At 68.1% G+C, this 22,261-nt stretch carries 21 protein-coding genes and 1 pseudogene; 15 read left to right on the forward strand and 7 right to left on the reverse strand.

The window, feature by feature from the left end:
- Window positions 1-5: 5 nt before the first annotated feature.
- The 10 genes from ACVN9Z_RS18520 to lysC all read left to right on the forward strand — a co-directional run bounded on the left by ACVN9Z_RS18520 (window position 6) and on the right by lysC (window position 8,132).
- Complete coding sequence (locus ACVN9Z_RS18520; RefSeq protein ID WP_458212506.1) at window positions 6-776, forward strand: hypothetical protein; 771 nt, start codon at window positions 6-8, stop codon at window positions 774-776.
- 1 nt (window position 777) lies between these two features.
- Entirely contained in the window at window positions 778-2,154 is a 1,377-nt protein-coding gene (locus ACVN9Z_RS18525; protein WP_458212507.1) for a hypothetical protein, read from the forward strand.
- Window positions 2,154-4,946, forward strand: coding sequence for a lytic transglycosylase domain-containing protein (locus ACVN9Z_RS18530; protein ID WP_458212508.1), 2,793 nt, complete (start codon window positions 2,154-2,156; stop codon window positions 4,944-4,946). Before ACVN9Z_RS18525 ends, ACVN9Z_RS18530 begins: the two co-directional genes overlap by 1 nt.
- 104 nt (window positions 4,947-5,050) lie before the next feature.
- Complete coding sequence (locus ACVN9Z_RS18535; RefSeq protein WP_458212509.1) at window positions 5,051-6,103, forward strand: hypothetical protein; 1,053 nt, start codon at window positions 5,051-5,053, stop codon at window positions 6,101-6,103.
- The gene (locus ACVN9Z_RS18540) at window positions 6,104-6,493 is read left to right on the forward strand and encodes a hypothetical protein (RefSeq protein ID WP_458212510.1); all 390 of its coding nucleotides are present in this window, start codon (window positions 6,104-6,106) and stop codon (window positions 6,491-6,493) included.
- Window positions 6,494-6,556: 63 nt separating this feature from the next.
- Window positions 6,557-6,865, forward strand: coding sequence for a hypothetical protein (locus ACVN9Z_RS18545; protein WP_458212511.1), 309 nt, complete (start codon window positions 6,557-6,559; stop codon window positions 6,863-6,865).
- Window positions 6,866-6,867: 2 nt separating this feature from the next.
- Window positions 6,868-7,146, forward strand: coding sequence for a hypothetical protein (locus tag ACVN9Z_RS18550; protein WP_045952776.1), 279 nt, complete (start codon window positions 6,868-6,870; stop codon window positions 7,144-7,146).
- On the forward strand, window positions 7,143-7,634 hold the full coding sequence (locus ACVN9Z_RS18555; RefSeq protein ID WP_458212512.1) for a hypothetical protein: 492 nt from the start codon (window positions 7,143-7,145) through the stop codon (window positions 7,632-7,634). The genes ACVN9Z_RS18550 and ACVN9Z_RS18555 overlap by 4 nt, the downstream gene beginning before the upstream one ends.
- Window positions 7,631-8,023 (forward strand): hypothetical protein, encoded by a 393-nt coding sequence (locus ACVN9Z_RS18560; RefSeq protein WP_458213531.1) that lies wholly within the window; start codon window positions 7,631-7,633, stop codon window positions 8,021-8,023. Before ACVN9Z_RS18555 ends, ACVN9Z_RS18560 begins: the two co-directional genes overlap by 4 nt.
- Entirely contained in the window at window positions 7,953-8,132 is a 180-nt protein-coding gene (gene lysC, locus ACVN9Z_RS18565) for an Rz1-like lysis system protein LysC (protein ID WP_421429010.1), read from the forward strand. The genes ACVN9Z_RS18560 and lysC overlap by 71 nt, the downstream gene beginning before the upstream one ends.
- Here lysC and ACVN9Z_RS18570 read toward each other — a convergent pair.
- The 4 genes and pseudogenes from ACVN9Z_RS18570 to ACVN9Z_RS18585 all read right to left on the reverse strand — a co-directional run bounded on the left by ACVN9Z_RS18570 (window position 8,129) and on the right by ACVN9Z_RS18585 (window position 11,660).
- On the reverse strand, window positions 8,129-8,347 hold the full coding sequence (locus ACVN9Z_RS18570) for a hypothetical protein (protein ID WP_458212513.1): 219 nt from the start codon (window positions 8,345-8,347) through the stop codon (window positions 8,129-8,131). The two genes, lysC and ACVN9Z_RS18570, sit on opposite strands and share 4 nt — an antisense overlap.
- 12 nt (window positions 8,348-8,359) lie before the next feature.
- Window positions 8,360-9,616: a tyrosine-type recombinase/integrase gene (locus ACVN9Z_RS18575; RefSeq protein ID WP_458212514.1), complete on the reverse strand. Its 1,257-nt coding sequence runs from the start codon at window positions 9,614-9,616 to the stop codon at window positions 8,360-8,362.
- 359 nt (window positions 9,617-9,975) lie between these two features.
- Window positions 9,976-10,750 (reverse strand): annotated as a pseudogene (locus ACVN9Z_RS18580) (3-oxoacyl-ACP reductase).
- Window positions 10,751-10,856: 106 nt separating this feature from the next.
- Complete coding sequence (locus ACVN9Z_RS18585) at window positions 10,857-11,660, reverse strand: FadR/GntR family transcriptional regulator (RefSeq protein ID WP_020927258.1); 804 nt, start codon at window positions 11,658-11,660, stop codon at window positions 10,857-10,859.
- Between the two features lie 329 nt (window positions 11,661-11,989).
- On the opposite strand from ACVN9Z_RS18585, the gene ACVN9Z_RS18590 reads away from it, so the two are divergent.
- Window positions 11,990-13,423, forward strand: a complete 1,434-nt coding sequence (locus ACVN9Z_RS18590; RefSeq protein WP_006386399.1) for an aldehyde dehydrogenase family protein — start codon at window positions 11,990-11,992, stop codon at window positions 13,421-13,423.
- A gap of 110 nt (window positions 13,424-13,533) precedes the next feature.
- Entirely contained in the window at window positions 13,534-14,238 is a 705-nt protein-coding gene (locus tag ACVN9Z_RS18595) for a riboflavin synthase (protein WP_006386398.1), read from the forward strand.
- A gap of 52 nt (window positions 14,239-14,290) precedes the next feature.
- On the opposite strand, the gene ACVN9Z_RS18600 is transcribed toward ACVN9Z_RS18595, so the two are convergent.
- Window positions 14,291-15,784 carry a M81 family metallopeptidase gene (locus ACVN9Z_RS18600; RefSeq protein ID WP_006386397.1) on the reverse strand — a complete coding sequence of 498 codons (1,494 nt, stop codon included), beginning with the start codon at window positions 15,782-15,784 and terminating at the stop codon, window positions 14,291-14,293.
- 18 nt (window positions 15,785-15,802) lie between these two features.
- Window positions 15,803-17,104: an MFS transporter gene (locus tag ACVN9Z_RS18605; protein WP_054472504.1), complete on the reverse strand. Its 1,302-nt coding sequence runs from the start codon at window positions 17,102-17,104 to the stop codon at window positions 15,803-15,805.
- A gap of 191 nt (window positions 17,105-17,295) precedes the next feature.
- Between ACVN9Z_RS18605 and ACVN9Z_RS18610 the strand changes: the two genes are divergently transcribed.
- Window positions 17,296-18,234, forward strand: coding sequence for a LysR family transcriptional regulator (locus ACVN9Z_RS18610; RefSeq protein WP_373862798.1), 939 nt, complete (start codon window positions 17,296-17,298; stop codon window positions 18,232-18,234).
- A 226-nt stretch (window positions 18,235-18,460) separates the two neighbouring features.
- Window positions 18,461-19,045 (forward strand): spermidine N1-acetyltransferase, encoded by a 585-nt coding sequence (speG, locus tag ACVN9Z_RS18615; RefSeq protein ID WP_006386394.1) that lies wholly within the window; start codon window positions 18,461-18,463, stop codon window positions 19,043-19,045.
- A 170-nt stretch (window positions 19,046-19,215) separates the two neighbouring features.
- Here speG and ACVN9Z_RS18620 read toward each other — a convergent pair whose 3' ends face one another.
- Window positions 19,216-21,645: a heavy metal translocating P-type ATPase gene (locus tag ACVN9Z_RS18620; RefSeq protein ID WP_458212515.1), complete on the reverse strand. Its 2,430-nt coding sequence runs from the start codon at window positions 21,643-21,645 to the stop codon at window positions 19,216-19,218.
- Window positions 21,646-21,742: 97 nt separating this feature from the next.
- Here ACVN9Z_RS18620 and cadR point away from each other — a divergent pair, with 97 nt between their 5' ends.
- Window positions 21,743-22,177 carry a Cd(II)/Pb(II)-responsive transcriptional regulator gene (cadR, locus tag ACVN9Z_RS18625; protein WP_024068584.1) on the forward strand — a complete coding sequence of 145 codons (435 nt, stop codon included), beginning with the start codon at window positions 21,743-21,745 and terminating at the stop codon, window positions 22,175-22,177.
- Window positions 22,178-22,261: the final 84 nt, after the last annotated feature.

A 22,261-nucleotide genomic window follows, 5' to 3' on the forward strand; every position in this document is an offset into this window, starting at 1 on the left:
CGGAAATGGGACTTTTTGACGGACTGTTCGATTCGGGCAACCACGAATCGATTCTCGGCGCGATCGGCGCGCCCATCCAGAAGTGGACCGACCCCATGGCGTGGCTGCCCGGTGGCCTGGGCGACAAGTGGGTCGACCTCACCAGCCACAAGATCCCGGAAATGACGAACCGGGTGGGCTCCAAGGTCATGACCCCGTTTGATCGCATCGACGAGACGATCAACCCCGTGCGGCAGATCCCGATCGTGGACCGGGTGGGCGACGTCATCCGCGACAAGCCCGGGGATGCCGTGGGAATTGCGCTGGGTGGCTATTTCGCCGCGCCTGCAGTTGCCGGTGCTGCTGGCGCCGGTGGTGCAGGTGGCGCGGGCGCCGGGGCAGCGGGCAGCGCTGGCGGCGGGCTCGGCGGCATGGGTGCGCTCGGCACGGGCACCTTCAACACCATGGGCGCCTACGCCAGCCCCCTGATGCAGGGGCTGGGCACCGGCACCGCAGGTACAGGCATGGGGGCTACTGGCACCAGCGCGGCCACGCTCGGCGGCGGCGCTGCGGCGGCCAGCCCATTCTCGGCCATGGACGCCATGCAGATGGGGCAGAACATGTTCGGCCAGCAGCAGCGCCAGCAGCAGCAACCGCAGCAAATGCCCATGATGGGCGGCGGCGGCGGTGGTGGTGCGAACATGCGCGGCCTGTTCTCCCAGTTCATTCCACAGGTGGCGCCGCGCCAGGTCAGCCGCACGTCTGGGCTGTTGGACAAAATCATCGGGGGGCTTTGATATGGCCGGCCTTTTTGACTCTCTCTATGCGAACGACGGTAACAACCCGTTGTCGATGGGCCTGCTTGGCATGGGCGCGGGCCTGCTTGCTGGTGCAAACGGGAACTATGGCGCCTTCGGGCCGGCGCTGGCCTCGGGGATGATGGGAGCCGCGCAAGGCATGCAGCATGCGCGGGATTCCGAGCTGCAGAACGCGTACCGCCAGGCCCAGATCGAGAAATTGACGCAGGACGCAACGAAGCAGCGGGGCATTCAAACGCTGCTTTCCTCCCGCTTTGGCGGTGGGGCGCCGGGCGGCCAAGGTGGTGCCGTGCGCGGCGCTGGCCCGGGCGCCGGCGGGTTTCCGCTGAGCTTGCAGGACGTCACGATGCTCAAGGCCATGGGCGGCCCGGACCTGCTGGACCAGCTCAAGTATGCCAACGAGGGCGCCAAGCGCGAGGCCGGCGCCACGTACCGCAATCCGATCACGGGGATGCTGGAATTCACGCCGAAGGTTGGCGAGGGCATGCAGCTGGTCTACGGTGCCAATGGCGAGCCTATGGTACGCCCCATTCCAGGGTACAGCTCGGCGAATGCCGGCGCCGAGGGTGCGCGGGCCGGCGCCGTCGCCGCGGCCCAGCTGCCTTTCAACATCGCCCAGAACCGCGATCAGCAAACCACGGCCGCCGGCCTCGATCTCGTGGACATCCCAGACGGCGCTGGCGGTACGTTCAAAGGAACGCGCGCACAGGCGGCTGCGCTGCTTCAAGGTCTGCCCGGCCAAGGCATGAGCACCGGCGGCGGGATGCCTCCCCGCCCGGGTGCCATCGGCTACACCCCGGGCCCGGTCGCGCAGGACGCGGCCAAGAGCATCAACAGCGACTGGCTGTCGAACAGCTATCGGCCGGCGCTGGACGATGGCAAGGCCGCGTCGGACCTGTCCAACAGCCTGGCGGCATGGCGCACCATCCCACTGGATACGGGTTGGGGCACCGAAACGAAGGCGGCCGCCGCCAACCTGCTGACGAGCTTGGGCATCGCGCCGGAATCCGTGCAGCAATACGCTACGGACGCGAAGAAATTCCAGTCGATCGCCATGGAGCGCCTGCAGAACGCGCTGATGTTACAGAAAGGCCCGCAGACCGAGGGCGATGCGCAGCGCGCGGCGCAGACCTTTGCGCAGCTGTCCAATCCGGCCGCCGCGAACCAGTTCATCGTCGATTTCGCGCAGGCGCAGGCCAACCAGCGCATGCGCAAGGCCCAGTACTACGAGGCGGCCCTGCCGCTGGCCCAGCGCGCCGGCGACCTGTCGCGGGTGGATCGGGAATGGCGCAAGATCCAGGGCTCGCTCTGGAACGACCCGATCATGGCGCAGTACCGCACGCAGGAGCGTCGGTAATGGCTCAGCCCCTGTTTGCCGCGCTTGAAGAGAAGTATCGGCTGCCGGCTGGCCTGCTGGATAGCGTCTGGTCGGCCGAGTCGAGCCGCGGGCAGAACATGCTGTCGCCGAAGGGCGCGCAGGGGCATTTCGGGTTCATGCCAGAGACCGCAGCCCAGTACGGTGTGACCGACCCCAACGACTTGCCGCAGGCAGCCCGCGGCGCGGCGCGGATGTACCGCGACATGATCGACCAGACGGGAGACCTGGACAGCGCGCTGGCCGCGTACAACTGGGGCATCGGCAACCTGCAGCGCAAAGGCATCGATAGGGCCCCGGATGAAACCCGGGGCTACATCCAGAAGGTGAGGGCAGGCATGGCACAACAAAACGACCCCTGGGAAGATCTGAACCGCCAGTTCTCCCAGCAAAGCGCGGCGCCGGCGCGGCAGGAGGCCGACCCCTGGGAGCAGTTGAACCAGCAGTTTGCGATGCCTGCGGCGCCTGCCCAGCAGCAACAGCAACGGCCGCGCACCGAGCAACCCGCCGCCGGCGAGGTGCTGACCAGCCGCAGCCCGGACGGCGCCATGCGCCTGGAATGGGGCGGCACGGACGCCGCGGCGCCCGCTTCTCGTGTGCCCAATGGCATGCCGCTGCGAGATCTGGGCGGCAACGCTCGCCTTCCGCCGGAGCTTCAGCCGGCCGCTCCGGAGAAAAAGGGCTTTCTCGACGGCATCGGCTCGCCATCCGAATGGGCCCGTCAGGCGGGGCTCACCGCGCGCTACGGGCTGGAGGGGCTGGGCCAGGCTGCCCAGCTCGTGACCGAGCCCTTGCGCCGGTACGTCGTCAACCCTGCCGCCGATCTGGTGGGTTTGCCGCCCGCTACGTCGTCCGGCGGCACGATGGCAGCGCTGGCGGATACCCTGGGCCTGCCTTCGCCCGAAACGCGGCAGGAGCGTATCGTGGGCGATGCCGCGCGCCTGATGGCTGGCAGCGGTGGCATGATGGGCCTGATGGGTGCGGCCAGCGGCGGCGCGCAGGCTGCTGGCGGCCTTCTGCCCACGGCCAGCACCACCGGGCTGGGGCAGAGCGTCGCGGCCGGCCTGGCCGCCAATCCGGGCGTGCAGTTGGGTTCGGCGGTCGGCGCGGGGACTCTGGGCGGCATGGCGCGCGAGAATGGGGCCGGCGCGCTTGGGCAGTTCGGTGCGTCTCTGGCCGGGGGCCTGCTGGCCGGTGGCGCGGTCATGGCCACCAACAGCATCGCGCAGAACGCGCGAAACGTGGCCCAGCGCATGACGGCCAAGCCGGGCGATCTGGATATCCGCTTCAACCGGCTCATGGATGAGGCGGGCGTCGATCTGTCGAAGATCCCCGAGACCGTGGCGCGCGGGCTGCGCGCAGAGATGGAGGCCGCGCTGCGCACCGGCCGCGAATTGCGACCGGACGCCGTCCGGCGCCTGGCGGATTTCCGGACCGTGGGCGCGACGCCGACGCGCGGCTCGATCACGCTGGACCCGGTGCAGCTCACGCGCGAGCAGAACCTGGCCAAGATCGCCGCCAACAGCGCTGACGACCAACTGGCCGGCCTGCCGCGCATGCAGAACGAGAACAACGCGCGCCTGATCGCCAACCTGAACGAGGCGGGCGCCGCGCGCGCGCCGGAGGCGATCGACGCCGGCGAGGCCGCCATCGGCGCGCTGGCGCGCAATCTGGATGCGCAGCGCACCAACGTGAATAACCTGTATTCGAACGCGCGCGACAGCGCCGGGCGCAGCTTCCCGCTGGACGGCGCATCTTTCACCAACCGGGTGGGGCAGGCGTTGGACGACCGTTTGCTGGGCGCTGCGCTGCCGGCCGACGTGCGAAGCCACCTGAACCGCATTGCGCGGGGGGAGGTGCCTTTCACGGTCGACTATGCCGAGCAGCTGAAAACGGCCATGGGGAATTTGCAGCGGGCTTCTTCTGATGGCCAGGTCCGAATGGCTCTGGGGGTGGTGCGCAACGAGCTGGACAACACGCCGGTTCTGGGCTTGGGCCAGCAGACGGGCGCTGCCGGCGCGCGCGCGGTGAACCCGGGCAATCTGCCGGCGGTGGCGAATAACCCCCAGCTGGGCGAAGAGGCCATTGCCGCGTTCAACCAGGCTCGCGCCGCCAATCGCTCCATGATGCAGTCCGTGGAGTCCAGCCCAGCGCTGAAGGCGGTATTCGAGGGTACGGCTACGCCCGACCAGTTCGTCGGCCGTTACATTCTGGGGAAAAATGCGACTGCCGCCGACGTTGCCGCGCTGCGCCGCGGGCTGGGCAACAACCAGTACGCGATCGGCGCCGTGCGCGACCACCTGGTCGACTATCTCAAGGGCAAGGCGCTGAACGGCGCATCCGACGAGGTCGGGAAGTTCAGCGCGGCGGCCTACAACAAGGCCCTGAATGCCATCGGTAACCGCAAGCTGTCGCAGTTCTTCAGCCCGGCTGAAATCGAGCAGTTGCGCGCGGTGGGCCGGGTAGGCAGCTACATGCAGGCCCAGCCGGTCGGGTCGGCCGTGAACAACAGCAATTCGGGCGCGCTGCTGGCCGGCCGCGGCTATGACTTGCTGAAAGGAGCGCTGGGGAAGATCCCGTTCGGTGAATCAGCGCTGCTGACCCCGCTACGGAACATTGAAATTTCGCTGCGCCAGCGCGGCGCCCAGAACGTGCTGCCGGGGCTGCTGGCCGAAGAGATGAAACGTCAGGGAAGCGTGAGCGCGCCGTTCCTGCTGCCCGGCGCAGCCGCTGCGGGCGGCCTACTTGCGGCGCCAGGCGTCAATGGCCCCTAGGATGATGGCGGCCGCCAGATAGCCCAACAGGATCGGATCAAAGTTCATCCGCAAATTCTACGGTCAAACCGCCGCCGCATGGCGGCATTTTTATTGGTGACGATATGCCTGTACCTTCCAACGTCGGGGACCTGAACCCCAACCCGGCGGCGAACAGCCCCACGGGCAATGAAACGGTCGGCCCGAATCTGGATGATTATCTGCGCGCGGGGTTCGCCTTCACGCGGCAGGTCGCCACCGACTTTGTCAGCGACAGCGAGCCGGCGAACCCGTTCGCCTACATGACCTGGGCGCAACCGTCGACCGGAAAGACGTTTCGACGCAAAGCCGACAACACCGGCTGGGTCGATGCGGGGAAGATCCTGGACCGCCCCTTGTACGCGGCAGATGGCGCCACCGGCCTGCTGCCTACGGGCGGCTTCCGCAACAAGCTGATCAACGGGTTGCTCGCGATCAATCAGCGAGCAGCTTCCGGGACGGTAACGCTGGCGGCGGGGGCCTATGGACATGACATGTTCAAAGCCGGCAGCGGCGGTTGCACCTACACCTTCTCCACCGCCAACGGCGTGACCACACTGAACATCACCGCCGGCACGCTGGTTCAAGTGGTGGAAGGCTCGTCGATCCTTAGCGGCGACCATGTGCTGTCATGGCAGGGAACGGCGCAGGCGCGCATCAACGCGGGGTCATTCGCTGCCGCTCCGGTTGTGGCCACGTTGGTCGGTGGGGTGAATGCCTCGGTCGAGTTCGGCACGGGTACGCTGTCTCTGCCGCAGCTCGAGGCTGGATCAACGCCGAACATGTTCGAGGTGCGCCCGATGGACGTCGAACTGAGGGCGGCGCGATGGTATTACCGGTTGGACACGTTCAAGGCCAACAACTGGCAGATCGTGATGACTCCCTCCGGCGGGGGCGTCCTCATGATGTATCCGATGGGGGATCGGATGCGAATTGCTCAACCCACCGCGTCCATAGATGCAGCGAGTTGGCAAGCGTTTATTGGCGGCGTCTGGGTCACGATGAACGTTGTGAGTGTGGTTGTTGTCGATAACCAGTTACAGATTTCCTGGGCTACTCCTGCAGGCGCCCCGGCGTCGGGCACTATGCTCGCTCGGACCCCGATCGGCTGCCGCGTAATCCTAGACGCGGGACTGTAAATGTACAAACTCATATCCGATTCGATCGTCTTGCGCTTGGCGGATAACGCCTATATCCCGTTCAGTCTGGACAACCTCGACTACGTGGCATATCTCGCCTGGGTTGCCGACGGCAATACGCCGTTGCCCTTCGACCCGCCCGTGGCGGCTCCCGTGCAGGTTGTTACGGCAGCGCAAGGTGGCATCGCGCTGATCCGCGCGGGGCTCATGGAGGCAGTGCAGGCTGCTGCCAATGCGCCCGACACGCCGGCCGAGGTGAAATGGGCGTTCGATAAGGCCACGGAATGGAACCGCAGCAGCGCGGCGTTCAACTTCCTGGCGGACAAGGCTGGCATCTCTGAAGCGCAGCGGGATGCGCTGTTCGAAGAGGCCGCGCTGATCGTGGCCTGATTGCTCCTGCACCTGACCATGGCCCGCCGCGTGCGGGCTTTTTTTCGCCTCTAGGGGACCCGCTTGAACATCCAAGACTTCGACGCCTTCGCGGCAAAGTTCGCCGGCGTGCTGGGCGCGGCCGTGTCCATGCGCTACCTGCAGGGATCGTGGCCCGCACGCCTGAGCATGGCCGCCAGCGGCTCGCTGGTGGCCTATTACGCCTCGCCCTACCTCTCCCTGCTGCTGGGCATCCCGGAAGGCCTGGCGGGCTTCCTGACCGGCATGTTCGGCATGGCCATCGTGTCGCGCGGGTGGGAGGCCGTGCAGGCGGCGCCCATCGGCGCGCTGTGGCAGGCAGTGATTGACCGCGTGCGCGGCAAAGGGGCATGACCATGGACAGCACCATCTACTTGACGCTCTGGGCCGTGCTGGCGTTCGTGAGCTGGCTCATCGTCGCCGGCGGCGCGGTGCTGGCGGTGTTCTCCCGCGCCATCAAGGACACCACCTTCGAGCGGATCGGCCTGGCCGCCGTCAGCCTGACCGCCACCGGCGCCGCGTGCCGGATCTTCATGGCCGGCTGGGCCAGCGCTGGCGATGCCGCGCTTGCCGCGTCGGCCGCCTTCTACGTTGCCGCGGTGACGGCAAAGCACATCAGGAAGCCCACGCTATGACCCTTGATACCATCGTTGCCGACGCCATCACCCCGGCGCTGGCGCTGCTGCCGGCGCGGATGGATACGCCCGAGGCGCGGGTGATGCTGCTGGCCATCGGCCTGCAGGAAAGCCGCTTCGTGCACCGGCGCCAGATCGGCGGCCCGGCCCGCGGCTTCTGGCAGTTCGAGAAGGGCACGAGGGCGAGCCGCGGCGGCGTGTGGGGCGTGTACCTGCACCAGGCCAGCAAGGACCGCCTGGCGGCGCTGTGCAAGGCCCGTAGCGTCACCTGCGACCCGGACGCGATCTACGCGGCGCTGGAGTACGACGACGTGCTGGCCGCCGGCGTGGCGCGGCTGCTGCTCTGGACGGACCCGAAGGCGCTGCCGCCGGTCGGCGATGCGGACGCCGGCTGGGCGCTGTACTTGCGCACCTGGCGCCCGGGCAAGCCCAAGCCGGATAGCTGGCCGGATCTCTACCGCCAGGCTGCCGCGCAGGTGCAGCCGTGAATCCCTTCCTGCGCATGGCGCTTCCATGGATCGGCGGCGCGGCGGTGGTGATGGTGCTGGGCGCCGGCGTGGTGCTGTATGGGCATTCGCAGCGAGTCGCTGGCCGGGCAGAGTGCCAAGAAGCCCATCGCGTAGCCGAGCTGGAGGGCTTCAAAACCGAGGCTGAACGGCTGACCGGGCTGTCCGGCGGCATTCAGGCCCTTATCGACCAACTCGCCGCGACGCGGCCGCAGGTCATCGAGAGGTACACCCGTGAAATCGTTCAGCGTCCTTTGCCTGCTGACTGCGTGCGCGACCCTGGCCGGGTGCGCGCAACCAATGACGGTATCGACGCGGCCAACGCTGCCCGTCAACCTCAGCGCCCCGTGCCCGCCGGTCCCGCGCGTTGATTCCTCATCCTGGGACGACCTGGCGCAGGCGCACGTGGCGCTGGCGTTCCAATATGCCGAGTGTGCCGCCCGCCACCAGGCGGTCGTGGATGCCTGGGCCAAGCCCTAGACCGCGTCCGCCCGCTGCGCCAGCCAGAACCAGTGACTGGTCTTGTTGCGCCTGGCCTTCTGGCGCCGGAAGGTGATGCGCACCAGGCCGGCGTGGCCGGCGTCGACCTCGACCGGGTAGTCGCGGTCCTCGGCGCTGGCCGCCGGCGGCAGGGTGAGGGCGGCCTGGGCCACGTACTGGCCGGGGACCTGTTCCAGGATTCCGTTGTCTTCCATGGTCGTCTCCTATCAGGACGCAGCGCGAAGCGGCGTCACGTTCCAGGCGGTGCCACTGGCGCAGCTGTCCAGGAAGGCCGCCCACAGTTCCAGCGCCACGCGCCGCTCGGGGATGTCCTCCCGGACATCGTAGATCCCCTCCATCCCCTTGAGCTTGTGGTTCAGCGCCAGTTCTGACACCTCGTTGCTGACGCCGAGGTTTCGCATGTGGCCTTTGGCCGTGCTGCGGGTGTCGTGCGGGGTAAACCGCCGGATGTCGATGTCGCCGCGCGCGAACGCGCGCTGGATGGCTGCCCACAGGGTGGTTTTGCCCACGTGGGTGTCGCCGCCCTGGTTGCGCCGGCGCCGTTCCTGGCGTGCAGGCAGCACCCATTCGGACGTTCCGGCCAGCTCCTGTAGCTGCCGGAACCAGCCCACCACGGTAGGGGTGAGCGGCACCATGAAGGCGCGCCGGACCTTGACGTTTTCCTCTGGCACGATCCAGCGGCCAGCCTCGAGGTCGACATACTCCCACCGCGCCGTGGCCAGTTCGGTCGATCGCACGCACGTGGCCAGGAGAATCCGCAGGGCCAGCGCGTTCTCGGTGCCGATATCCTCGATGCCGGCCAGCAGCGTGCGCAGTTCCGGCTCGGTGAGCATGACGCGCCGACGGACCGGCGGCCGGGGGCCGCGCAGCGCAACCAAGTCAATGCCGACCACTGGGTTGACGTTGATCAGCCGTAGGCCGCAGGCGTGGGCGAACAGCATCTTGGCGCTGGTGAGGATGCGCTTGGAGATCGTCCAGGTGCGGTTTGCCGTCTCGATCATGTGCACGACGTCGGCCGGCTGCACCTGGTCGACGGGCAACGACCCCAGCTTGGGCAGGATGATCTTGTCCAGATCCCAGATGCGGTAGCGCACCGTGTCGACTGCCAGGCCGCCCAGCTTCTTTCCCTTGAAGTCCTCGACCAGCTGCCGCACCGTGGCGATCTTGGTGACGCGGGCCTTTTCCTGGCGCTTCTCCACCGCTGGATCATCGCCGCGGTCGATCGCGGCGCGCAGCTTCCTGGCCGTCTTCCTGGCCTCGGCCAGCGTGACGTCCGGGTAGTTCCCGATGGTCACCTCTTTCTGCGGGCCGCCAAGGCGATAGCGCAGCACCCAGGTGGCCGTACCGGCCGCTGACAGGGTGAACGTCAGGCCGTCGCCGTCGCTGCGCGCGATGCGCTCGCCGGCGGCGATCCACCGCCGCAACTGGATATCGTCCAGCAGGTTCGATCCACGCTTTGCCACACTGGTCTCCCACTCATTTTGAGTAGCTGGGGCCCTAGCTACTCATCTGGCTACTCATTGAACTGTCGCCAGCAAAGTACTACATGGCACGCTCAGAAACAAAACAGCCCGCGTTTATGCGGGCTGGCGGGGAGGTGGGTGTTCGGTGGGAAACGGTCTGACACCTGCATGCAGCTTGCAGGTGGCGAGTTTCATGTTGCGTGTCTGCCCGAATATTGTTGTGGCTGGCCGTGCCGGACGCATGGCGTCGCGCTGGCGGACGGCGCGTGGCGGCGTCCCATCGAAATCCGATCCGGGAAAGCGCCGTTATCTGGGCCAGATGATACCGTGCCCGGCGCGCGCGCCGCGCGGCTCCGGCATCACCCCTTCACCAATCCGCCATCCACTATCAAATTCTGCCCCGTCACCGCGCGCGACCACGGGCTGGCGAAGAACAGCACCGCGTCGGCGAACTGTTCCGGCGTGGTCACTTCGCGCAGCGGCGTGCCGGCGGCGATCAGGTCGAACACCTCGTCGGGCGTGGCGGCCGAGGCGTCGGTAGTGCGCAGCAGGCCGCCGGACACCATGTTGACGGTGATGCCGTCGGCGCCCAGTTCGTGCGACAGCGTGCGCGTGAAGGCCAGCAGGGCAGCCTTGGCGGCGGTGTAGTCGTGGTACGGCACCACCGGATTCTGGACCAGGTTGGTGCCGATGTTGATGATGCGGCCGCCGCCGGCCGCGCGCATCGACGGCAGCGCGGCCTGGGTGGTGTTGAGGGCGGCGCGCACGCTGCCTTCGAACTGCGCGTTCATGCGGGCCCAGTCGAGCGTGTCGGCATGCGGGCGGGCGTCGCCGTCGAAGCGGAAGGCGGGCAGGGCGTTGTTGACTACCGTGCCGACCGGCAGGCCGAAGTGCTCGCTGGCGCGCGCCACCATGGCGGCCACCGCGTCGGCGTCGCGCACGTCGGCCCGCGCGGCCAGGGCGGTCCGGGGCGGTGGCCGCCAGTTCGCGCGCCGCGGCTTCGCTGTTCAGGTAGTTGACGACGACCCGCGCGCCTTCGCGCAGGAAGGCGCGCGCGATGGCCGCGCCCAGGCCGCGGCTGGCGCCGGTGACGATGACGAGTTGCTGGTCCAGGGGGAGGGCGGTGCTGGGCATGGCGGTGATCAGGCAGGAAAACGGGGGATGAATCCGATGGACAGGGTGAAGCGGAAAGGGCCAGCGCCGGACGGCTATCCCGGCGCGACGTCGCAAGAAGGGTGGTTCACTGTTCCGAGCCGCTGTTGAGCATGCGGCTGCGGGCCTTCTCGATGTGGGCGCGCATGATGTTGCGGGCGCCCTCGGCGTCCTGTTCGCGGATCAGCCGATAGATCTGGCGGTGCTCGTCGATGGCGGCGCGGGTGCGCTTCCAGGGTTCGCTGTGCACCAGGTGGCGCATCACGTTGACGGCATGGCTGACGTCGTACTCCAGCGATTTGAGCACCTGCACGAAACGCTGGTTGCCGGTGGCCGCCGCGATGGCGCGGTGAAAACCGTAGTCGTGGTGGTGGGCGATGGCGCCGGCCGCATCGGCGGCCTCGTAGCCAGCCAGCATGCGGTCCATTTCGGCCAGGTCGTCGTCGGTGCGGCGCAGGGCGGCCAGATAGGCGCATTCCGGTTCGATCACCATGCGCAGTTCCAGGCCTTCCAGGATGTGGCCGACGCGGCGCGCCGGGTCGACCGCGGGCATGCCGCCCATCAGGTCGGGCTTGGCCCGCACGTAGCTGCCCGAACCGCGCATCGACTCGACCAGCTGGTCTTCGCGCAAGCGGTCCAGCGCCTGGCGCACCACCGGCCGCGATACTTCGAACAGCGCGGCCAGTTCCAGTTCGGTCGGCAGCTTGGCTCCGGGCGCGATCTTGCCGGTGGCGATGGCGTAGAACAGGCTTTCGTAGACCCGCTCGGCGAAGCGTTCGGCGCGCACGTAGCCCAGGCCCGAGGCCACTTCGGCCAGGACGTCCAGCTCGGGCCGCGGCCGGCTGGCCGCGGTGAGCAGCTTGTCCAGTTGCGGATCGCGCACCTTGCTCATTGCCTTGCTCCCATGGCGCGAACGCCGGGTTTGTTAATGGTCATGACAAATCGGAAAACGGCTGCCGGCGTTGGAGTGCATGGCGGCATGGCGTGGGATCCTAGGGATAACCCGAGTCGGCATCAAAATATCCTGAAGCTTGGGATAAAAGCTGTCAATTCAATTGACAAGTTGCGAGGCGCTCCCTTACCTTGGACGAATCCCTATAACCACACCGCGCGCCATCGACGCCCGGGTGGCGCGATCCGGCTGCACCGGGCGCGCCAGGAGACCCCCGCATCCGCGCGTTCCGCAACCGGCCAACCGGCCGCTACTTTACTCCGCACACCGTGACTCAGAAGAACTTTATCGCCAATCAATGGGTGCCCGCCGCCAGCGGCGAAACCATCCCCGTGCTGAACCCGTCCGATGGCAAGGTGTTCGAGGCCATCGCGCGCTCGGGCGAGGCGGACGTGGATCGCGCCGTGGCGGCCGCGCGCCAGGCCTTCGAGGGCGAGTGGGGGCAGATGGCCCCGGCCGCCCGCAGCCGCCTGCTGATGCGCATCGCCTTCGCGCTGCTCGACCGCCAGGAAGAACTGGCGCAGCTGGAGTCCGCCGACACCGGCAAGCCGATCAAGCAGGCCCGCGCCGACGCCGCCGCCGTGGCGCGCTATTTCGAGTTCTATGCCGGCGCGGTCGACAAGCTGCACGGCGAGACCATTCCCTACACCCCGGGCTTCACCGTGCTGACCGTGCGCGAAGCGCATGGCGTGACCGGCCACATCGTGCCCTGGAACTACCCGCTGCAGATCTTCGGCCGCAGCGTCGGCGCGGCGCTGGCCGCGGGCAACGCCTGCGTGGTCAAGCCGGCCGAGGACGCCTGCCTGTCGCTGCTCAAGCTGGCCGAGATCGCCGCCGAGGTGGGCCTGCCCGCCGGCGCGCTGAACATCTGCACGGGCTATGGCCACGAGGCCGGCGCGGCGCTGTCGGCGCATCCCGGCATCGACCACATCTCGTTCACCGGCTCGCCGCAGACCGGCAAGATGGTGGCGCACGCCGCCGCCGAGAACCACGTGCCGGTGACGCTGGAGCTGGGCGGCAAGTCGCCGCAGATCGTGTTCGACGACGCCGACCTGGACGCCGCCATGCCGGTGCTGCTGGCCGCCATCATCCAGAACGCGGGCCAGACCTGCTCGGCCGGCAGCCGTGTGCTGATCCAGCGCGGCGTCTACGAGAAAGTGCTGGCGCGCCTGGGCGAGGCGTTCGCGGCCACCGTCACCGGCCCCGCCGCGCAGGACCTGGACGTCGGCCCCCTGATCAGCGCCCGCCAGCACGACCGCGTGCGCGGTTTCCTGGCCGAGGCCGAAGCCGAGGGCCTGAAGGTCGCGGCGCGCGGCCAGCTCAAGGACGGCGCGCCCGACAGCGGCTTCTACCAGCCGCCGGTGCTGTTCCGCGACGTGCCGCCCAAGAGCCGCCTGGCGCAGGAAGAAGTGTTCGGCCCGGTGCTGGCCGCCATGGTGTTCGACACCGAGGAAGAGGCGCTGGAGATCGCCAATGGCACGCTCTACGGCCTGGTGGCCGGCGTCTGGACCCGCGACGGCGGCCGCCAGCTGCGCCTGGCGCGCAAGCTGCGCGCCGGCCAGGTGTTCGTCAACAACTACGGCGCCGGCGGCGGCGTGGAACTGCCGTTCGGCGGTTCGCGCCAGTCGGGCTACGGCCGTGAAAAGGGCTTCGAGGCGCTGTATGGCTTCACCACCCTGAAGACCATCGCCATCCGCCACTGATCCGGCGGCGGCCGGGCGTGCCGCCCCGGCAGGGGCGGGCGCCCGGTGGCAAAATATCGGTTACCTTTGATGTTTTGCCAGGGGCGCCACGCCCCGTATCCAGGATCAGCATGTTCACCGGTATTGTCCAAGGCACCGCGAAGATCGCGAACATCGCGGACCGCGAAGGCCTGCGCACGTTTACGCTGGCGTTTCCCGACGGCTTCTGCAAGGACCTGGCGATTGGCGCCAGCGTCTCGACCGACGGCGTCTGCCTGACGGTCACCGAAATCCTCGACGCCAACCACGCCACCTTCGACGTCATGCTGCAAAGCCTGGCGATTACCACGCTGGGCAGCTACCAGGAAGGCGATCGCGCCAACGTCGAGCGCGCCGCCAGGGATGGCGCCGAGATCGGCGGCCATCCGCTGTCCGGCCACGTCGATTTCACCTCGGAAGTGGTGATGGTGAAGTCGTCGGACACCAATCGCCTGATGCGCTTCAGCATCCCCGAGGCGTTCCGCAAGTACGTGTTCGCCAAGGGCTACATCGCCATCAACGGCGCCAGCCTGACCGTGTCCGAGGTGAACCGCGCCGAGGGCTGGTTCGAAGTCTGGCTGATCCCCGAGACCCGCCGCATGACGGTGTTCGAGGACAAGCAGGTGGGCGACCACGTCAACATCGAGATCGAGCGCAGCACCCAGGTGGTGGTGGACACGGTGCGCGAGACCGTCCAGGAAAGCCTGGGCAAGCTGCAGCCGCTGCTGGAAGCCATCCTCAAGGAAAAAGGGCTGACGCTGGAAGATTTCGTCAGCCCGCAGGGCAAGCTCAAGTAGGACGCGGCCGTCCGCCTTCCATCCGCGTTCCGTTCAAGACCAGGCCGCGAATTCAAGCCGCGAATGCCGGCCCCAGCGGCTTGATGCGGATGCCCGGTTGCAGCCGGGTCCAGGGCAGGTCGGCGGGATCGGCCTGCATCGGGCCCGGGGCCTTGGCCACCAGCACCTCATGCGCGATCGGCTGGAAGTCGGCGCGGAAGTGCACCGAGCTTTTCACCACCAGGATCGCCATCTCCTCGGGCTGCACGCCGCCGACGCGGAACAGGTTGCGGTCCAGCATCTGCGACTTGGTGGCGCTGACCACCACGCGCACGCCGCCCAGGCGCAGCCCGGCCACCGCCTCCAGGTCCACGTCCATGCCGTTCATCATCGGGCCATCGAAGCGCAGCTTGCCCGGCGACAGCGTCTCGACCACGAATTCGCCCTCGAACGGCGCGTCGCCGGCCACGCCGGACTGGCCGCCCAGGCGCAGCTTCACCTTGCCGCCGATGCCGGCGGCGGTCGCCTGCCGCACGGCCTCGGGATCGTAGAACAGGCCCAGCGCGGCGTTCTGCGCGTCGGCCTCGACCAGCGCGCGCAGCATGCCGGTGGTGTTGGCGTCGCCGCCCGCGCCCGGGTTGTCCTGGGTGTCGGCGATGACCACGGGGCGCGAGGCGCCGGCCGCCAGCGCCTGGGCCCGCTTGACCGCGTCGGCCGGCGCCAGGAAGTCGGGCGACCACTGAGGTTCCAGTTCCAGCACGCGCTGGTAAAGCGCTTCGGTCACGCGTTCGACCGCGTCGGCGTCGGTGCCGTAGGCCCACACCACCGGGCCGCATTCGGGAAAGTCCGCCGCCGGAAAGCCCGGCGCGAACGAGATCGAGGCCACGCCCGGCGTCCGTTCCAGGCGCTCCAGTTCTTCATACACCCCTTGCGAAGGCTGCAGCATCGTGCACATGCCGTTGATGGGGATCAGAAAGGGCAGGCGGCGTTCGGCGCGCACCCACTTGTCGCCGGCCGCGACGCGCGCGGCCAGCAGGCGCGCGGCGTGCTCGCCGGTCACCGCCATGTCCACGTGCGGATAGGTGCGGAAGGCGGCCAGGCCATCGGCCTCGCGCAGCATCCGCGCGGTGACGTTGGCGTGCAGGTCCAGGCTGCCGACCACCGGCACGCCGGGGCCGACCAGCGCGCGCACCCGCGCCAGCAGCTCGCCTTCGCCGTCGTCCAGGTGTTCGGCCACCATGGCGCCGTGCAGGTCCAGGTAGATGGCATCGAAGCCGCCGGCGCGCGCCGCGTCGACGATCTCGCCGGCGATGCGTTCGTAGGCGTCGCGGGTGACGTGGGCCGACGGGCTGGCGCCGGCCCAGATCACCGTGCGCACGGTGTGGCCCTGCGCCAGCGCGGCGTTGATGAAGCCGCCGGCGGGGATGTTGACCTCGCGCAGCGCCAGCATGTCCTCGCCGCGCACCATGGCGGGAAAGCCCTCGCCGCGCACGAAGTTCTCGTAGGCCGCCTTGGACGGCGCGAAGGTATTGGTCTCGTGCTGGAAGCCAGCCACCAGAATGTGCATGATCGATTCCTTTGAGCGTCAGGCGCGCGCGGGCGCGGATTGGGCAGGACGGTTCACCAGCAGCAGCAGGGCGCCGGCCACCAGCAGGGCGGAGATCGCGTACAGGCCGCCGGCCAGGCTGCCGGTGGATTCCTTGACCCAGCCGATGATGGACGGGCTGAGAAAGCCGCCCAGCAAGCCGATGCTGTTGATCAGCGCGATGCCGCCCGCCGCGGCTTCCCCTTGCAGGTACTGCGACGGAATCGCCCAGAATACCGTGTAGGCGGCCCACATGAAGCCGGTGGCCAGCGTGATGGCCGTCAGGGATAGCGCGAATTGCGTCGGCGCCGCGGTGGCGATGCACAGCGCCACGCCGGCCAGCAGGGCGGGCACCAGCGTGTGCCAGCGGCGTTCGCGCAGGCGGTCGGAGCTGCGCGCGAACCACAGCATGAAGACCGCCGCCGCCACGTAGGGGATCGCCGAGTACAGGCCGATCTGCATGGTGTCCTGCACCCCGGCCAGCTTCAGCAGCGTCGGCAGCCAGAAGCTGACGGCATAGATGCCGCAGATCAGGCAGAAGTAGGTCAGCGCCATGCCGTAGATGGCCGGATCGCGCAGCACCTGGGCGAAGGCGTGCTTCTTGTGCGCGCCGCGGCTGTCCAGGTCGGCGGCCAGCAGCGCCTTTTCCTCGGCGCTCAACCAGCGCGCCTCGGCCGGCTTGTCGTCCAGGTAGCGGAAGGCGATGACGCCCAGCAGCACACAGGGCAGGCCTTCCAGCAGGAACATCCATTGCCAGCCGTCCAGGCCATGCGCGCCGGAGAAGGCCGTCATGATCCAGGCGGAGACCGGGCCGCCGACGATGCCGCCGATCGGGCCGGCCAGCATCACCACCGCCATGACGCCGGCCATGCGCGACTGCGAATACCAGTACGTCAGGTAGAAGATCATGCCGGGGGCGAAGCCGGCCTCGAACACGCCCAGCATGAAGCGCAGGACGTAGAAGCTCCATTCGCCCTGCACGAACAGCATCGAGGCCGAGGTCAGGCCCCATAGCACCATGATGCGGCTGATGGTGCGGCGCGCGCCGATGCGCGTCAGCAGCAGGTTGCTGGGCACCTCGAACATCACGTAGCCGAGAAAGAAGATGCCGGCGCCCAGGCCGTAGACGGCGTCCGAGATGCCGATGTCCTGTTGCATCTGCAGCTTGGCGAAGCCGATGTTGATGCGGTCCAGGTAGGCGAACACATAACAGAGCAGCAGGAACGGCAGCAGCCGCCAGGTGATCTTGCGGTATAGCGGAGCCAGGCGCGGATCGGCGCCTGGCGTGGCCTGATGGGGCATTGCGTGTCTCCTCGCGGGCGGGTCTGCGCCCGCCGCGGTGGTTGGGATGGCGGCGGTTCCGGGGCGGGTCCGCGCGGCGTCCATATTGCGAGCACGCAGTGTTCGAAACAATGACCTGGGTGATAAATTATCGTTGCCTTCAGGGCAACGGAAAAGCGACGCGCCGGTCATGCTGCGGCGTCTGGGCGTCCATGACAAAACATACAGGGGGAGCGATGGCCGAAATCAGCCAGACGCGGCTGAAATACTTCAACGAGGTCGTGGCCTGTGGCTCGATCCGCGGCGCCGCCGACAAGCTCGGCACCGCGCCCTCGGTCATCAGCCGCCAGATCCAGTTGCTGGAAAAGGAACTGGGCGTGGCGCTGTTCGAACGGCGCGCGCGCGGCCTGACGCCGACCGAGGCCGCCGACATGCTGCTGGAATACCACCGCGCCTGCCGCGCGCAGCAGGAACACCTGAACACGCGCCTGCAGGAACTGCGCGGCATGCGGCGCGGCAACGTCCATCTGATGATCAGCGAAGGCTTCATCGACAGCCTGATGGAGCACGTGGTCGGGCCGTTCTGCATCGAACACCCGCGCATCAACGTCAGCGTCAACGTCGGCTCGGTCAACGAGGTGGTCGAGGCGGTGGCCACGGATGCCGCGCACATCGGCCTGGCCTACAACCCGCCGGTCGATCCGCGGCTGCGCTGCCGCGCCAGCCGCAAGCATCCGGTCTGCCTGCTGGCGGTGCCCGGCCATGCGCTGGCGCGTCATCGCGCCCCGCTCACCATTGCCGACATCCTGCCGTATCCGTTCGCGCTGATGTCCGCGCCTTACGGGTTGCGCCAGGCGGTCGACCTGCTGGAGTTCACCGAACGCATCCACCTGACGCCGAGCCTGACCACCAATTCGCTGCGGGTGCTCAAGCAGTACGCCATCAGCGGCGCCGGGGTGACGCTGATGCCGAACCTGGGCGTGCACCACGAATTGGCCAGCGGCGAACTGGTGGCGCTGCCGATCGCGCATCCGATCCTGAGCGCGCCCGAATGCCAGATGCTGCTGCGCCTGGGGCGGCCGCTGTCATCGGCCGCCAACGAAGTGGTGCGCCGCATCGAGCAGCGCCTGCCGGCATTCTCGGCGCTGTAATGGCGGCATGTGTGCCGAGGGTAGGGGGGCAATGCCCGGCCGGGGCTGTGGGTGGATTTCGTTACGGATGGCGGAGCGTGAATATTGAAAGTTCCAGTATTCATGCGCTTTTTCAGCCATTTTTCTGCTGTAGGTCAATAAACAAGCCATTCTTCTAGTGAAATCTCCATGCAATGGGCTTTTCAGGGCGATGTCAGCTACAATGGCGGCACTTTCGGAGGTTTCTATGTCGGTAATATCCGATATCAAAATACGCCCCCTGGAGCGCGGCGACCTGCACTTCGTCCACAAGATCAACAATAACGACGTCATCATGCGTTATTGGTTCGAAGAGCCTTACGAGGCCTACGACGAACTGGTTGCCCTCTATGACCGCCACTTGCACGACCAGAACGAGCGGCGCTTCATCATCGAGCACGACACCGGCCAGCCGGCCGGCCTGGTGGAACTGGTAGAAATCGACTACATCCACCGCCGCGCCGAATTCCAGATCATCATCGCGCCCAGCTACCAGGGCCGCGGCTACGCCAAGGCCGCCACCCGCATCGCGGTGGGCTACGCCTTCCGCGTGCTGAACCTGCACAAGGTCTACCTGGTGGTGGACAAGGACAACAGCGCCGCCGTGCACATCTACGAGCGCTGCGGCTTCCAGATCGAAGGGCTGCTCAAGGAAGAGTTCTTTTCCAACGGCGCCTACCGCGACGCCTACCGCATGGCGCTGCTGCAGCACGATCACCTGCGCGAAGTCGGCCCGGGAGCGCCGGACGCGCCGGTGCTGCGCGACTGGCCGCAGGAAGAGCAGACCGGCTGACGCGCGGCGCATTCGGCGTTGCATCCCCGCATGATCGAGGCGGCCGTGCCCGCCTTCCCGGGCAGCGCGCCTTGAACGATCGGACGGCGCGAAAGCGCGACGCCGCGCCGATGTGGAAAAACGCCCCGGCAGGAGATTCCCGCCGGGGCGTTTTGCATCAGGGCGGCGCTTCAGTTCGCCGCCGGGGCGGCCCGCAGCAGCCGCAAGCCGTTGGCCACCACCAGCAGGCTGGCGCCGACGTCGGCGAACACCGCCATCCACAGCGTGGCGTTGCCGGTCATCGCCAGCGCCAGGAACACCACCTTGATGCCGAGCGCCAGCGCGATGTTCTGCACCAGCACGCGGTGGGTGGCGCGCGACAGGCGCAGGAAGGTGCCGATCTTGCGCAGGTCGTCGTCCATCAGCGCCACGTCGGCCGTTTCGATGGCGGTGCCGGTGCCGGCCGCGCCCATGGCGAAGCCGATATCGGCGCGGGCCAGGGCCGGGGCGTCGTTGATGCCGTCGCCGACCATGCCGACCTTGCCGGCGGGCGCCAGCTTGCTTTCGATGGCGGCCAGCTTGTCCTCCGGCAGCTGGTCGCCGCGCGCTTCGTCGATGCCGACCTGGCGCGCGATGGCTTGCGCGGTGGGCGTGTTGTCGCCCGTCAGCATCAGGGTGCGCACGCCCAGCGCGTGCAGGTCGGCGATGGCGGCCGCGCTGGTGGGCTTGACCGTGTCGGCCACCGCCGCCAGCGCCAGCACGCGCTGGCCATCGCTGAGCGCGATAGCGCTCTTGCCCTGCTGTTCCAGTTCGTCGAAGCGGGCTTCCAGCTTTTCGTCCGACACGCCCAGCTCGCGCATCAGGCGGCGGTTGCCCAACTGGAACAGCACGCCGTCCACCTTGCCGCTGACGCCGCGGCCGGGCAGGGCGGTGAAGTCGTCCACTTCCAGCAGGGCCTGGCCGGCGTCGCGCGCGGCGTTGGCCACGGCCAGCGACACCGGGTGGTCGGAGCGGGCCGCCAGGCTGGCGGCGACCTGCGCCGCGGGCTGGCGCGCCAGGTCGGAGACGTCCCAGTCCTGCAGGTCGGTCTGCACCGGCTTGCCGTGGGTCAGCGTGCCGGTCTTGTCCAGCGCCAGCCACTTCAGGTTGCGGCCCTCCTCCAGGTACACGCCGCCCTTGACCAGGATGCCGCGGCGCGAGGCCGCCGTCAGGCCACTGACGATGCTGACCGGCGTGGAGATCACCAGGGCGCAGGGGCAGGCGATGATCAGCAGCGCCAGCGCGCGGTAGATCGCGTCGAACCAGGGTTGGTCCCACAGCAGCGGCGGCACGACGGCCACCAGCAGCGCCACGCCGACCACGGCGGGCGTGTAGATGCGCGAGAAACGGTCGATGAAGCGCTGGGTCGGCGCGCGCGCGCCCTGGGCCTGTTCGACCGCGTGGATGATGCGCGCCAGCGTGGTGTTGCCGGCGGCGGCGGTGACGCGGTAGTCGAACGAGCCGGCCGTGTTGACGGTGGCCGCGTAGACCTGGTCGCCCTCGGCCTTTTCCACCGGCAGGCTTTCGCCGGTGATGGGGGACTGGTCCACCGCCGAACGGCCGCTGACGATGATGCCGTCGGCGGCGATGCGTTCGCCCGGTCGCACCCGCACCACATCGTCGATCTGCAATTGTGCCGCCGGCACCTGTTTCCAGGCGCCGTTGGCCTGGCGCACGGTGGCGGTTTCGGGCGCCAGGTCGAGCAGGCCGCGGATGGCGTTGCGGGCGCGGTCCAGCGAACGGGCCTCGATCAGTTCGGCCACATTGAACAGGAACATCACCATGGCCGCTTCCGGCCACTGGCCGATCAGCACCGCGCCGGTGACGGCGATGCTCATCAGCGCGTTGATGTTCAGGTTGCCGTTGCGCACGGCGATCCAGCCCTTGCGGTAGGTGCTGATGCCGCAGGCCAGGATGGCGGCCACCGCCAGCGCGGCGGTGACGCCCCAGTGCATGCCGGCGAAGTGCGATGCTTCGGACAGCGCGGCGAGCACGCCGGCGCCGCCGATGGCCCACCAGTTCACGGGCGCGGCGGCCGGGGCGGGCGTGCGCGGCGCGTCGTCGGCCAAAGGCTCGGGTGTCATGCCCAGCGACTTGATGGCCGCCGTGATGCGGTCCAGCGCGCCTTCGGCGTGCACCACGGTCAGGATGCGTTGCATCAGGTTGAAGTCCAGCGCGTGCACGCCGGCGACGCCGTCGAGCTTTTTGCGGATCAGCGTTTCCTCGGTCGGGCAGTCCATCTGGCCGATGCGCAGGCGCGCCAGCAACTGGCCCGGGCCGGCCTGCAGCGCGGCCGCGCCGCCCGACATGCGGATGGCGCCGGCGTCGTGGCTGCAGCAGGCCGTGGCGGCGTGGCCATGCCCATGGTCGTGCGCGTGGCCGTGGCCGTGGTCGTGGTCTTGACCATGGTCGTGATCGTGGCGGTGGTCGTGACCTTGACCATGGTCGTGATCGTGGCCCTGGGCCTGGCCATGGTCGTGGCCGCAGCCCGGGCCGGCGCGCTTGGCGGCGGGCGCGTGTCCACCGCAGCAGGCGCCGGCGGTGGCGGAGTGTTCGGGGTGTCGGGTCGATGCTGAAGACATTCTCGTTGCCTTTTCGTAAGCCATTGACCGCATTGCACACCTTGGAGTTACTATAGGGTCAACCCCCTAAATCCATCGGATGCGTCCGGGAGGCACGATGCGTATCGGCGAATTGGCCACGGCGGCCGGCACCACGGTCGAAACCGTCAGGTATTATGAGAAGGAAGGGCTGCTGCCCGCCCCGGAACGGGGACTGAACAACTACCGCAGCTACGGCCAGCCCCACCTGGAGCGCCTGCGGCTGATCCGCAACTGCCGCGCGCTGGACATGACCCAGGACGAGATCCGCGCGATCCTGTCGCTGGCCGACAATCACCAGGCAGGATGCGGCCCCATCAATGAACTGTTCGACGAACACATTTCCCACGTGGACGAGCGCATCGCCGAGCTGACCCAGTTGAAGACGCAATTGACCGATCTGCGCCAGCGCTGCCTGTCGGCGCGGCCCGATACGGAAGACTGCGGCATCCTGCATGGCCTGTCGGAAATGCAGGTCGAGGAACGCCAGGAGCGCCATACCCACCTGGGTTGAACGTCCTAGTCGCCATGCGCCGGGCAGGGGGATAGCCGTCCCCGGCGCGGCCATGGCGTAATATGAGAACCCTTCTCTTTCCCA

The sequence above is a fragment of the Achromobacter sp. KK8 genome, assembly GCF_054188005.1.